Genomic DNA, 13,032 nt, shown 5'->3' on the forward strand with positions numbered 1-13,032 from the left:
GATGTGATCGACGATGCTGAAGATTGCAGATGGTTTTCTTGCCGATATAACGGTACAAATTTGACTCAAATTTTTGCCGTACTTACGTCTGAGTTCATCTGCAACAAAAAGCTAATCTTTAATCGTTACTCAGCAGCCAGATTCCCATTGCCACTGCTTTGCTGGTAATTTGCCGTTGGCATAAAAATAATGAAAATCGGAGTAGAGACTCATGAAACAGATGTTGCGTATTGGTGTATTGGCTGCAGTGATTAGCCAGATTGCGCCAGCCCAAGCCGCTACCGTTACAGAGTGGAGTAGCAGCAAAACCTACGAGACCGCAGGCACGGTGGTGAGCTACCAAGGCCAGTTGTATAGCAATAAATGGTGGACGACCAACGATAATCCTAGCCTTTCTGGGCAATGGGGCGTGTGGGCCAAGGTCAGCGGTGCGGTGATAACCCCTGCGCCAACGCTGGCTCCCACAACGAAACCAAGTGTAGCTCCAACGAATGCGCCGACCGCAGCGCCTATCGTCACTAGTGCGCCAACGGTGACAAATTGTAGCGCTGCTGCATGGAACAGCGGCACCGCCTACACCACGGGCCAAAGCGTTAGTTATAACGGCCGTATTTACAAGGCACAGTGGTGGACACGCGGCAATGTGCCGAGCGAGAACGTTGGCGTCGGCCTGCCTTGGCTTGACTTAGGCGTGTGCGCTGCAAACGTTACGCCAAGCGCGGCACCGACAGTCGCGCCGACGCTGCAAGCAACGGTGAGCCCTGTGCCGACAGTGGTGGCAAGCATTAAGCCAACTGCAACACCGATGTCAACTGTTGCTCCGACTATTAAGCCAACAGCGACTTCAGCTCCGACTGTAGCCCCAACGATTAAACCAAGCGCTACGCCGACTGCCACGCCAACAGTTAAACCGACAGCTACGCCAGTTGCCAATAATATTGTGCCGCCGCGCGCGCTGACTTTAGAGCAGCCGGGTGATATTGGCACCTTGCGCACCGCGCAATTACGCAGCTTTAACCACACGCCATTCCAATCGACGGGGTATTGGGTACAGCCGGGCGATACACTGGTGGTGAATTATGTGTACAGCGGTCTTGCGCCAAACAAGCAACCCGAAATTTGGCTACATAGCATTGATGACGACACGTGGAATTACGATTCAGATCAAAAAATCAAACTGAATGTCGGCAGTAATACCATCGTGTCGAACGTGAAAGGCGCCGTGTATGTGGCGGCGTTTAATCAGCCGACTGGCGGTGAGCTCAAAGTGGAGATCGTTTCCGGTGGTCGTGTGATGCCGCGTTTTGTGCTCGGTCAACATACGCCAGCTAATTGGCAAGCAATGCTGGCAGCCTACGGTGATGCGCCGTACGGTGAATTGGTCGGTAATCGCATTATGCTGACCGCAACGATGGAAAAAGTGAAAAAACACGTTGATGATCCAGTGGCTTTGATGACGCTGTGGGATCAAATCGTCGGTTTAGCCAATGAGCAATATGGTTTGAAAGCGGGTAATGCCACACCGCATATTCCAACGCCGCATCGCTTCCATTATGTTGAATTGCCGCCGTACGATGGCTGGATGTACTCATGGCAATATCGGATGGCATCCGCGTCCGCTGATGGTGCAATTCGCCCAGTGCTCAATAGCAAAACTTTGCGAGAAGATGGCTGGGGCCCGTGGCATGAGTTGGGTCATCAATATCAAATGAGTACGTTTACTTGGACCGATCAAACGGAAGTGACGGTGAATTTGACTTCGGCGTATGTGCAGCGTGCTTTGGGTCAGCCATCGCGTTATGAAGTCGAAGGCACTTGGACCAATACCTTTGCGTATTTGAAACAAGGCACGCGTGACTTCGCGGCGCAAAAAGACTTGTTTGTGCGTGCGACGATGTTTTGGCAACTCGATTTAGCATTTGGTCGTGATTTCTACGCCAAGCTCGGGGCGAACTATCGCAACTTGCCTGCGGCGCAACGTCCAAGTGGCGACGATGCTGAAAAGCAAATGTTCATCGTCGAAACCAGCCGTGTTGCAGGTTACGATTTGACGCCGTTCTTTAATGCTTGGGGCATTCCAGTGACGGCTACAACGCAAACTAAATTGAACGGTATGGCGTTGAAAACGCTGACTGATCCAATTTGGCTCAATCGCGATAGTAATGTAGCTTATAAATTTTATTGATAAGGGTATTGCTCTGTAGTTATTTATTTTTATTTGCTACAGAAATATACCTATAAAGTTTTTCTAAGCTGATGCTCCCGCTTGTTGAACAAGCTGGAGCGTTTTTATTGGTGCGCGTATGATGCGGCCATTCTGTTGGAGCCGTTTATGAACATCACCGCCGTCAAAGATTACCTGCTGACCTTGCAGCAAAATATTGTCGCCACTTTGGAAAACCTCGATGGCGCGTGCTTTCGTACCGATAGTTGGGAGCGTCCAGAAGGCGGTGGTGGCATTAGTCGCTTGATTGAAGGCGGCGCATTGTTTGAGCGCGGTGGCGTGAATTTCTCGCACGTGATGGGCGCAACTTTGCCACCCTCAGCCAGCGCGCATCGCCCTGAACTCGCCGGTCGCGCGTGGGAAGCCATGGGGGTGTCGCTGGTGCTGCATCCGCGCAACCCTTACATTCCCACCGTACACATGAATGTACGATTTTTTATCGCGAAGCCGCCCGAAGTAGAACTGGCAAAGAGTGCGGGAGCGAACCAAGGAGACGCTGACGAAGCCAACGCAGGGGCAGCCCCGCAATCGCAGGCAGTTTTTTGGTTTGGTGGCGGTATGGATCTGACTCCTTATTACGGCCATCAGGAAGATGCCAAGCATTTTCACCAAACCTGTGCTGAGGCACTGGCGCCATTTGGCGATGAGCTGTATCCGCGCTTTAAAGATTGGTGTGATAAATACTTCTTCCTCAAGCACCGCAACGAAGCGCGCGGAATTGGTGGTATTTTCTTTGATGATTTTTCTGAACTGGGTTTTGATGGCAGCCTTGCGATGCTGCAAGCAGTCGGCGATGCGTTTTTGACTGCGTACGTACCGATTGTGGAACGCCGCCGTGATTGTGAATACGGCGCGCGTGAACGAGATTGGCAAGCTTATCGTCGTGGTCGTTATGTCGAGTTTAATTTAGTGTGGGATCGCGGCACACTGTTTGGTTTGCAATCGGGCGGGCGCACTGAATCGATTTTGATGTCGATGCCGCCGATGGCCAATTGGCGCTATGATTATCATCCTGAAGTTGGCAGTCCAGAAGCGGCATTGTTGACGGAGTTTTTACCGATCAAGAACTGGTTGCAGGCATAGTGACTCTTGTCATTCATCGCAGGGGATAAGCATGAAAATGATTTGGCACATGGTGTTTCTTTTTGCTGTTGCAATCAGCGCATTTGCCGCAGATGTTTCGTACCTTGGTGTTAAACCCGCTGTGATCATTGATGTGCGAACGCCAGAAGAGTTTGCCGCTGGTCATCTTGATGGTGCTGTTAATATTCCGTATGAGCAAATCGGTAAAGGGATCAATACTATCCCTTCGCTCACCAAGTCGAGCCCGATTTTGATTTACTGCCGCAGTGGTCGCCGCTCGGCGATTGCTGCTCAAAGCCTTGAGCAATTAGGTTTTCAGCGTGTTTATGATGGTGGCGCGATGAGTGATGTGCAGAGAAAACTGCAGTCTTGTGCTGCCAAAACTTGCTAGGGAGCTGTTCTAAGTTGGTTCGCCGCGGGTGGCATTACGATGTTGCGTGCGAAATGCTTGCTTCGCGCTATACATGGCCTGATCGGCCGCAGCGAGCAACGCATCTGGATTGTCATAAGTATTGGCCGTAAAACTAGCTACGCCAATACTGAATGAAATGCCATGTTCTGCGGTCAGAGGCCTGACTTGTTGCTCTAATCGTTCGCAGATTTGCTGCGGGTTTTCATCACTTAAAAGCAGCGCAAATTCATCTCCGCCAATTCGAAAAGCTTGCGCATTACTTTGTTTGAGTAACTTGGCGCATTCACACAGTACCAAATCCCCTCGATCATGACCAAACTGGTCATTCACTTGCTTAAATAGGTTCACGTCGATATAGAGCAGAGCGCCGGATGTGCTGATTAGCGCTTGTTCGAGTTGCGCAAATAAGGCGCGTCGATTGCCTAGTTCTGTTAATTCATCCAAATAGGCTTGTCGATAAAGTTTGTGTTCGAGTTTGTCTCGTTCGAGCATCACACGAATAAAGGCAAGTCCGATAAAAAAAATGCCACCTGCAAAAAAGAGATCGTCCAGCATATTGACTAGTCGACCTTCTGGACTATTAGGGTGAAAGACGCCATCCAGCCAATCTAAGACACTCGCAGTCAAATACAGACTGATTCCGAGTAAGAAGGAGCGGAGTTCCGTTCGAAACCCCAAGTGAAACCAAGCGTAGCACAGCAATAAGCAGGTGATCAGCAGACCAAAAAAATCGTGGCCGCCTGGAATTTGTAGCAATTCAATAAGTCCGCGAATCCCGATTAAAATTGCGATCCAGAATAGAGCGTGCCAGTGCAGCATGGTTGATTGTCCTACGCGATTTAGCGCGTATATTTATCGACGATACGCTGGTAACTGCCATCTTTTTTCATCGCTTTGATGGCTTTATCGATGGCGTTGCGGGTGGCGCTGTGGTCTTTGGTTTTATAAAAAGCGAGATAACTCTGTGAAGTGTTTATTTCGGGTGATAAAACAGTCACTTGGTCGAGCAATTTATTTTGTTGCAATAAATGCAGCGTGCCAATTCGGTCGCCAGCCATCAAGTCAATTCGTCCAGCTATCAGTTTTTTGATGTTGGTGAGCGTGTCGATGCTGAACTCGGGGTGTTTTAAGGCGCCGTTTTTCACTGCAGCATCAAATACCGCGCCATAACTGCCTTGGCGTAGTAAGCCTATGTTTTGTTCAGCAAGCGCATTGAGGTCGCCGTTGTATTGAATCGGGCTTCCTTTTTTGACAAAAAATACAGAGGACAGCGGAATGAGTGATTCGTTTGAGAAATTCAGAAGTTGTTCGCGTTCTGGGGTTTTTATGGTTGCAAACACGGCATCGGCCTCGCCATGTTGTGCCATCCAGAGCGCCCGAGCCCAAGGAACAACTTTAAATTCGACCGGTAGTTGACTACGAGCAAATGCCTCTTTCAGAACCTCAACGACTAGTCCTTTAACTTCGCCAGCCTCTTCGTATTCGTAAGGCGGGTAATTGCCGGTGACTAGGCGAATGGGCTCGGCCGCGATGGAGACTGAACCGAGTAGGACGAAACTCAATATCAGCAGCGTTATGCTTTTCATTGTGCCCGCCATTCATTTCCCATATTGATTGATTGCCGCAGCGACTTGAGCGAGTGGAATAATTTTACTGACGCCTTTCATATCAATCGCCTCTTTAGGCATGCCAAATACCACGCAACTGGCGTGATCTTGAGCGTAGGTGGTGGCGCCCATATCAAACATTTCTTTCATGCCGCGTGCACCATCATCCCCCATGCCGGTGAGAATGAACCCCACTGCATTTTTTCCCGCTGCCGCGGCTGCCGAACGAAATAACACATCCACTGAAGGGCGATGACGGCAAACTAGCGGGCCGTCGAGCACTTCAACTAAGTATTGATTATTTGCGCGCTTAATTAATAAATGCTTACCGCCGGGCGCGATCAAAGCCACTCCGGGTAAAATTCGATCATTGTTTCTCGCTTCACGAACTTCAATTTTGCAGCGGGTATTGAGGCGTGAAGCAAAACTGCTGGTGAATTTTTCGGGCATGTGCTGAACAATCACAATGCCCGGGGTATTGGTCGCGACTTGTGTGAGGACTTGCTCAAGGGCTTGGGTGCCCCCGGTGGAGGCCCCTATCGCGATAATGGTTTCGGTGCTGCCAATAAACTGTCGGTTGTTTGGTGCCGATAGCATCGCGTCGGCGGTTAGCTTGGGCGTGTGCATTCGTTCGGTGAGAGATCCCGGAGGGTGTTTATCTGACTGGCGTTCAGGCGAGTGTGAGCGCGAATGGGTGGCGCGCTCGCTGTGGGTACTGGTGGCCGGTTTAATCGCGGCGGGCGTTTCACTGGGGGTTGTGGTGCTGCCGCCAGATAGTCGGGCTGTTATTTTGGCTAAGTGTGCGCGTTTGGCATTGCTATCCATCGCCGTGAACTCCGATATTCATACACTTATTCATAGTGCCTACCGCGATTGAAAGATAGTTGTCGACTGATATAAATTAAGGTTCTATGTATTTTTATACGGGTTTATACGTAAATCTGGCAAACTACCAGTAAATATTATTGGGCGAGCGAGGAATAGATAATGCAAGATCAGCAGGGGATGTACGATCCCGCCAATGAACACGATGCCTGTGGCGTTGGCTTTGTAGCACATATCAAGGGCCAGAAGAGCCACAATATCATTGAGCAAGGCTTGCTCATCTTAAAAAATATCGATCATCGCGGTGCGGTGGGGGCTGATGCTTTAGCAGGTGATGGTGCGGGTATCTTGATCCAGATCCCAGATACATTGTTCCGCAAGGCAATGCTGGCGAATGGCGTTGTATTACCGCCAGCAGGCGATTATGGCGTGGCAATGTGTTTCTTGCCGCAAGAAGCTGCCGCCCGCGCTGCCTGTGAAGAAGAAATTGAGCGCGCTGTTCGCGCGGAAAAACAAGTTGTTTTGGGCTGGCGTGATGTGCCGGTGAATCGCGAGATGCCGATGTCGCCGCTGATTAAAGCGACTGAACCTGTGATTCGCCAACTCTTTATTGGTCGCGGCAATGATGTACTGGTGACTGATGCGCTCGAGCGCAAACTGTACATTATTCGTAAACGCGCTAGCCATGCGATTCGCGCTTTGAAACTCAAATATGGCGGTGAGTATTACATTCCGTCTTGTTCTGCGCGCACCGTCAATTACAAAGGTTTGCTGCTTGCCGATCAAGTGGGCGAGTATTACCTTGATTTACAAGACCCAGCCTGTATCTCGGCGCTAGCCTTGGTGCATCAACGTTTCTCGACCAATACCTTCCCAACTTGGGATTTGGCGCATCCGTTCCGCTATATTGCGCACAACGGTGAAATCAACACCTTGCGTGGCAATGTGAACTGGATTCGTGCTCGCGAAAAAGCCATCAGCTCGCCGGTACTCGGTAAAGACATCGACAAAATCTGGCCGCTGATTTATCCAGGCCAATCGGATTCAGCGTCGTTTGATAACGCGCTTGAGCTTTTGGTGATGGGTGGATACTCATTGTCACAAGCGATGATGATGATGATTCCTGAAGCGTGGGAACGCAACGACGAGATGGACGAAAATCGCCGTGCTTTCTACGAATATCACGCGGCGATGATGGAGCCATGGGATGGCCCAGCGGCCGTCGCGTTTACCGATGGTCGCCAAATCGGCGCAACGCTCGATCGTAATGGTCTGCGTCCAGCGCGCTACTTAGTTACCAACGATGATTTGGTGGTGATGGCGTCTGAGTCAGGCGTGTTGCCGATTGCCGACGAGCGTATCAATAAAAAATGGCGTCTACAGCCGGGCAAAATGTTCCTGATCGATTTGGAACAAGGCCGGATTATCGACGACAAAGAAATCAAAGACAGTCTTGCTAATGCCAAACCGTATCGCGAATGGATCGATAAGATCCGCGTGAAACTCGATGATATCGAGGCGGAAGGCGATGCCGCAGTTTTGCCCCAAGCGAGTTTGCTCGATAGTCAGCAAGCTTTTGGTTTTACCCAAGAAGACATCAAATTCTTGCTCGAACCAATGGCAAAAAATGGTGAAGAAGCCACTGGCTCAATGGGCAATGACGCCGCGTTGACCGTGCTGTCGCAAAAAAATAAACCGCTGTATCACTACTTCAAGCAATTGTTCGCGCAAGTGACCAACCCACCGATTGATCCAATTCGTGAAGAGATGGTGATGTCGCTGGTGTCATTTATCGGCCCGAAACCGAATTTGCTCGGCACCACCGACATTAATCCGCCGATTCGCCTTGAAGTGACTCAGCCGGTACTCTCCAGCGCGCAATTTGAAAAAATCCGTAATATCGGCCAATACACCAGCGGTAAATTCTATTCGCACGAACTGAATATTTGCTACCCAGTGGCTTGGGGCAAAGAAGGCATTGAGGCGCGCTTGGCGTCCTTGGTGGCCGAAGCCGAAGACGCAGTGAAGTCAGGTGCGAATATTCTGATTGTGTCGGATCGCAAGATGGATGCCCAGCATGTAGCGATTCCAGCGCTATTGGCAACGTCTGCGGTTCATCAGCACTTGGTTAAACGTGGCTTGCGTACAAGCACGGGTTTGGTCGTTGAAACCGGTTCGGCGCGTGAAACGCATCATATTGCTTTGCTGGGTGGTTACGGCGCGGAAGCGGTTTATCCGTATTTGACCTTGGCAACGCTGGCTGACCTAGCCAACGGTGATGCCGAACTGGCGGCCAAATATCAGAAAAACTTTATCAAAGCCGTTGGTAAAGGCTTGATGAAGGTGATGTCGAAAATGGGCATCTCAACCTATATGTCGTACACCGGCGCGCAGATTTTTGAAGCGATTGGTTTGCAAAAAGCCTTGGTGAAAAAATACTTCACTGGCACCGCAAGCAATATCGAGGGTATCGGTCTGTTTGATGTTGCTGAAGAAGCGGTTCGGCTGCATACCGCTGCATTTGGTGCCGATCCAGTATTGGCGAATCAGCTTGATGCGGGTGGCGAATACGCTTTCCGGATTCGTGGTGAAGACCATTTATGGACGCCTGATTCGATTGCCAAATTGCAACACGCGACGCGTAGCAATTCCTACTCAACGTATAAAGAATACGCCGCGCTGATTAATGATCAAAGCAAACGTCATCTGACTTTGCGCGGTCTGTTTGAGATCAAACCTGCTGGCGCGCCAGTGCCGCTGGACGAAGTTGAGCCAGCAGCTGAAATCGTTAAACGCTTTGCCACAGGCGCGATGTCGCTCGGCTCGATTTCGACCGAAGCGCATTCAACCTTGGCGATTGCGATGAACCGCATCGGCGGCAAATCCAATACCGGTGAAGGTGGTGAAGACGCAGCACGTTTTGGCGTACTCAAAGCTGGCCAAACGCTGTCGGAAGTCATCGGCAAAAGCCGGATTGAGCGTGACTATACGTTCAAAGAAGGCGATAGTTTGCGCTCTGCGATCAAGCAGGTCGCTTCGGGCCGCTTTGGTGTGACGACCGAATACCTCGTGAATGCGGATCAAATCCAGATCAAAATGGCGCAGGGCGCGAAACCCGGTGAGGGTGGTCAGTTGCCAGGCCACAAGGTTTCTGAATACATCGGTAAATTGCGGCATTCAGTGCCGGGGGTGGGCTTGATTTCGCCGCCACCGCATCACGATATCTACTCGATTGAAGACTTGGCGCAGCTGATTCATGACTTGAAAAACGTCAATCCAGTTGCATCGATTTCGGTGAAATTGGTTGCTGAAGTCGGTGTAGGTACTGTGGCTGCTGGTGTTTCCAAAGCCAAAGCCGATCATTTGGTGATTGCTGGTCACGATGGTGGTACCGGTGCTTCGCCACAATCGTCGATTAAACACGCAGGTGGCCCGTGGGAATTGGGCTTGGCGGAAACGCAGCAAACGCTGGTGCTGAACAAACTGCGCGGTCGGATTCGTGTGCAAGTCGACGGTCAAATGAAAACGGGTCGTGATGTGATTATTGGCGCCTTGCTTGGCGCTGATGAGTTTGGTTTTGCGACTGCGCCGCTGGTGGTGGAAGGCTGCATCATGATGCGTAAGTGTCATTTAAATACCTGCCCAGTCGGTGTTGCAACACAGGATCCGGTGCTGCGCCAACGTTTCTCAGGCCAGCCAGAGCATGTGGTGAATTACTTCTTCTTCGTTGCTGAAGAAGCGCGTCAAATCATGGCAGAAATGGGCGTGCGTAGCCTTGATGAATTGATTGGCCGCTCTGATTTGCTCGATAAACAAAAAGGCATTGAGCACTGGAAAACCCAAGGTTTGGATTTCAGCAAAGTATTCCACCAAGTGGCTGCGCCAGCAGAAGTGGCTCGTCTGCACGCCGAAACGCAAGATCACGGCTTGGTTAAAGCGCTCGACAATGAATTGATCGCGCAAGCCGCACCGGCGCTTGAGCGTGGTGAAGTAACGAAAATTAGCCTCGCGGTGAAAAACATCAACCGTACCGTCGGTGCGATGTTGTCAGGTGAAGTGGCGCGTCGTTATGGTCATGCTGGTTTGCCAGATGACACACTACAAGTCGCATTGAATGGCACTGCGGGTCAGAGTTTTGGTGCGTTCTTAGCGCGTGGCATCACTATGAGCTTAACCGGTGAAGGCAATGACTACGTCGGTAAAGGCTTGTCAGGCGGTCGCATTGTGATTCGCCCGAACGCTGGTTTTGTTGGTAAAACGTGGGAAAACATTATTGTCGGCAATACCGTGTTGTTCGGTGCGATTGCGGGTGAAGCATTCTTTGCTGGTGTCGGCGGCGAGCGTTTTGCGGTGCGTAACTCAGGCGCTACGGCGGTCGTTGAAGGCCTTGGCGATCATGGTTGCGAATACATGACGGGCGGTACGGTCGTGGTGCTTGGCACAACGGGGCGCAACTTTGCAGCGGGGATGTCGGGCGGGATTGCTTACGTTTATGATCCAGACGGTATCTTTGCTGGTCGTTGCAATATGGCGCAAGTGGCGCTTGAGCGCGTTATGGCGGCAGATACACAAGAGCAACCGTTCCACAATGGCGTGGCCGATGAAGTACAGCTCAAAGCCTTGATCGAAAAACATGCCGCCTTAACGGGCAGCCAACGCGCCGAAGAGATTTTGGCCAACTGGCCAGCTAGCCGCGCTGCGTTTGTCAAAGTGTTCCCGAACGAATATCGTCGTGCACTAAAAGAAATCGCCGCTGTTAAAGCAGAAACAGCGCAGAAGGAGATTGCATAATGGGTAAGCCAACCGGTTTTTTAGAAATCGACCGCGTTAAAGACAGTTACGAGCCGGTCGCGCAGCGCATTACGCATTATCGCGAGTTTGTTCCTGCGCTGACCGACGACAAAGCCAAGCTGCAAGGCGCGCGTTGTATGGATTGCGGCATCCCGTTTTGCAATAACGGCTGTCCGGTTAACAACGTGATTCCTGATTTTAATGACTTGGTGTATCGCCAAGATTGGGAAAATGCGCTGACTGTGCTGCATTCGACCAATAACTTCCCTGAGTTTACCGGCCGAATTTGCCCCGCGCCGTGCGAAGCGGCCTGTACGCTAGGCATCAATGACGACCCAGTGGGTATCAAATCAATTGAGCGCGCGATTATCGATAAGGCGTGGGATAACGGTTGGGTCGTTCCGCAAGTTGCGGCCGTGAAAACGGGCAAAAAAGTCGCGATTGTCGGCTCAGGCCCCGCAGGTTTAGCCGCGGCGCAGCAACTCGCCCGCGTTGGGCATGCGGTCACCGTGTTTGAGAAAAATGATGCTGTTGGTGGTTTGCTACGTTATGGCATTCCTGATTTCAAACTCGGTCAAGACGTGATCGATCGCCGTGTTGCGCAACTTAAAGCTGAGGGTATTGAGTTCAAGACTAATTCAGTGGTTGGATCGAACGATATACCTGCTGGTATCGTTTGCGATGGCAAAACTGTGATTACGCCAGCGCAGCTTGATGCTGAGTTTGATGCGGTGATTTTGGCGGGTGGCGCCGAAGTGCCGCGCGATTTGCCCGTGGCAGGTCGTGATTTGCAAGGCGTGCATTACGCGCTGGAGTTGTTGATCGCGCAAAATAAACAAGTCGGCGGTGGCGCAGCTAATCCAATCAACGCAGCGGGAAAACATGTGGTGGTGATTGGCGGTGGCGATACCGGTTCTGACTGCGTGGGGACGAGTAATCGCCACGGCGCAGTGAGCGTGACGCAGCTTGAATTAATGCCACAACCGCCAGAGCAAGAAAACAAATCCATTGTTTGGCCGTATTGGCCGGTCAAAATGCGTACTTCAAGCAGTCACGAAGAAGGCGTTGAGCGCGACTTCGCGGTGCAAACGCAAGAATTCGTTGGCGAAAACGGCGTGCTAAAAGCGGTAAAATTGGTTCGCTTGGAATGGAAAGACGGCAAACCAACGCCAATCGCTGGCAGCGAATTTGAGCTGAAAGCCGATTTGGTGTTCTTGGCGATGGGCTTTACTAATCCAGTGGCCAGTTTGCTCGACGCGTTTGGAGTGGAAAAAGACGCGCGCGGTAATGCAAAAGCAACGACTGATGGTGTGGGTTGCTACCAAACCAGCGTCGCCAAAGTGTTTGCCGCTGGCGACGTTCGCCGTGGTCAATCGCTCGTTGTCTGGGCAATCCGCGAAGGCCGCCAAGCCGCACGTGAGGTTGATCAATATTTGATGGGGGCTTCAGTGCTTCCTCGCTAGTTGGTATGTGCTTGCGGGTGCAGACTTATTTGGATTTCCGCAGTATACGTAAGTAAAAGAGCCAGCTTTGCTGGCTTTTTTATTTGGCTAGAATTTTGCTGTTACATTGCCTCAGGGCTTACTGAGGCATTTACTTAGCGCATTCCATCAGGCGGATCAGGCTATTTTTGTCAGGCTTAATCAAGTACCATCCGCTCTTCAAATGAAAGAGACTCACGTAATGAACGAGCCAATCCAGCAAGAAACGCCATCGAATTGGTATGTGATTCTGCGTCCAAATCATGAACGTAAAGTAGCAGCAAAGAGCAAGCTATATCGCTTGCGAAATTACCAGCCAGAGCGCGTCGATTTGCTTGAGGAAATCGCCGGTGACGCACAGTTTAAATACAATCGATTTAAGCGCGTGATTGATTCACCTGAGCAATTTTTGATCGATCGTTTAAAACGTGCTTGTGTTGAAAAGATTGGTCATGATCGCGATATTATTCATTACATTATTGCGATTGCGCTGGAACGCAGTGAGTTATCTAAGCGTCGCTAGTCTGGATCTGAATTCGTTTGAACGCAGTTTGTGTAATGAAATCACCCCGATTTATTCTCGCAAACTGACTATGTTTTTAAGTAATT

Annotated in this window: 9 protein-coding genes; 6 read left to right on the forward strand and 3 right to left on the reverse strand. The window is 50.8% G+C overall.

Features of this window, described 5'->3' with window-relative positions; translation table 11 throughout:
• The first annotated feature begins 211 nt into the window (after positions 1-211).
• From GM173_RS16210 to GM173_RS09515, 3 genes are all read left to right on the forward strand, one after another.
• Positions 212-2,185, forward strand: a complete 1,974-nt coding sequence (locus GM173_RS16210; protein ID WP_203571136.1) for a M60 family metallopeptidase — start codon at positions 212-214, stop codon at positions 2,183-2,185.
• A 147-nt stretch (positions 2,186-2,332) separates the two neighbouring features.
• Positions 2,333-3,307 carry an oxygen-dependent coproporphyrinogen-III oxidase gene (gene hemF, locus GM173_RS09510; RefSeq protein WP_203571137.1) on the forward strand — a complete coding sequence of 325 codons (975 nt, stop codon included), beginning with the start codon at positions 2,333-2,335 and terminating at the stop codon, positions 3,305-3,307.
• Between the two features lie 31 nt (positions 3,308-3,338).
• On the forward strand, positions 3,339-3,698 hold the full coding sequence (locus GM173_RS09515; protein WP_203571138.1) for a rhodanese-like domain-containing protein: 360 nt from the start codon (positions 3,339-3,341) through the stop codon (positions 3,696-3,698).
• 9 nt (positions 3,699-3,707) lie between these two features.
• On the opposite strand, the gene GM173_RS09520 is transcribed toward GM173_RS09515, so the two are convergent.
• Genes GM173_RS09520 through GM173_RS09530 form a run of 3 tightly spaced genes read right to left on the reverse strand, consistent with a single transcriptional unit; the run spans position 3,708 to position 6,151 of the window.
• On the reverse strand, positions 3,708-4,538 hold the full coding sequence (locus GM173_RS09520) for a GGDEF domain-containing protein (RefSeq protein WP_203571139.1): 831 nt from the start codon (positions 4,536-4,538) through the stop codon (positions 3,708-3,710).
• A gap of 20 nt (positions 4,539-4,558) precedes the next feature.
• Entirely contained in the window at positions 4,559-5,305 is a 747-nt protein-coding gene (locus GM173_RS09525) for a substrate-binding periplasmic protein (RefSeq protein WP_203571140.1), read from the reverse strand.
• Between the two features lie 12 nt (positions 5,306-5,317).
• Positions 5,318-6,151, reverse strand: coding sequence for a chemotaxis protein CheB (locus tag GM173_RS09530; RefSeq protein WP_203571141.1), 834 nt, complete (start codon positions 6,149-6,151; stop codon positions 5,318-5,320).
• Positions 6,152-6,313: 162 nt separating this feature from the next.
• On the opposite strand from GM173_RS09530, the gene gltB reads away from it, so the two are divergent.
• The 3 genes from gltB (at position 6,314) to GM173_RS09545 (ending at position 12,946) form a co-directional block, all read left to right on the forward strand.
• Positions 6,314-10,942, forward strand: coding sequence for a glutamate synthase large subunit (gene gltB, locus GM173_RS09535; RefSeq protein ID WP_203571142.1), 4,629 nt, complete (start codon positions 6,314-6,316; stop codon positions 10,940-10,942).
• The gene (locus tag GM173_RS09540; protein WP_203571143.1) at positions 10,942-12,405 is read left to right on the forward strand and encodes a glutamate synthase subunit beta; all 1,464 of its coding nucleotides are present in this window, start codon (positions 10,942-10,944) and stop codon (positions 12,403-12,405) included. Before gltB ends, GM173_RS09540 begins: the two co-directional genes overlap by 1 nt.
• A gap of 220 nt (positions 12,406-12,625) precedes the next feature.
• A complete protein-coding gene (locus GM173_RS09545; protein WP_203571144.1) occupies positions 12,626-12,946 on the forward strand; it encodes a hypothetical protein in 321 nt (106 codons plus the stop codon).
• Positions 12,947-13,032: the final 86 nt, after the last annotated feature.

The sequence above is a fragment of the Deefgea chitinilytica genome, from assembly GCF_016881405.1.
GTDB lineage: Bacteria > Pseudomonadota > Gammaproteobacteria > Burkholderiales > Chitinibacteraceae > Deefgea > Deefgea chitinilytica.

Bases quoted from the DNA above. Each gene is read 5' to 3' on its own strand.
- GM173_RS09545 (WP_203571144.1), top strand. From the start codon at position 12,626: ATGAACGAGCCAATCCAGCAAGAAACGCCATCGAATTGGTATGTGATT.
- hemF (WP_203571137.1), top strand. From the start codon at position 2,333: ATGAACATCACCGCCGTCAAAGATTACCTGCTGACCTTGCAGCAAAAT.
- GM173_RS09530 (WP_203571141.1), bottom strand. From the start codon at position 6,151: ATGGATAGCAATGCCAAACGCGCACACTTAGCCAAAATAACAGCCCGA.
- GM173_RS09515 (WP_203571138.1), top strand. From the start codon at position 3,339: ATGAAAATGATTTGGCACATGGTGTTTCTTTTTGCTGTTGCAATCAGC.
- GM173_RS09520 (WP_203571139.1), bottom strand. From the start codon at position 4,538: ATGCTGCACTGGCACGCTCTATTCTGGATCGCAATTTTAATCGGGATT.
- GM173_RS09540 (WP_203571143.1), top strand. From the start codon at position 10,942: ATGGGTAAGCCAACCGGTTTTTTAGAAATCGACCGCGTTAAAGACAGT.
- gltB (WP_203571142.1), top strand. From the start codon at position 6,314: ATGCAAGATCAGCAGGGGATGTACGATCCCGCCAATGAACACGATGCC.
- GM173_RS16210 (WP_203571136.1), top strand. From the start codon at position 212: ATGAAACAGATGTTGCGTATTGGTGTATTGGCTGCAGTGATTAGCCAG.
- GM173_RS09525 (WP_203571140.1), bottom strand. From the start codon at position 5,305: ATGAAAAGCATAACGCTGCTGATATTGAGTTTCGTCCTACTCGGTTCA.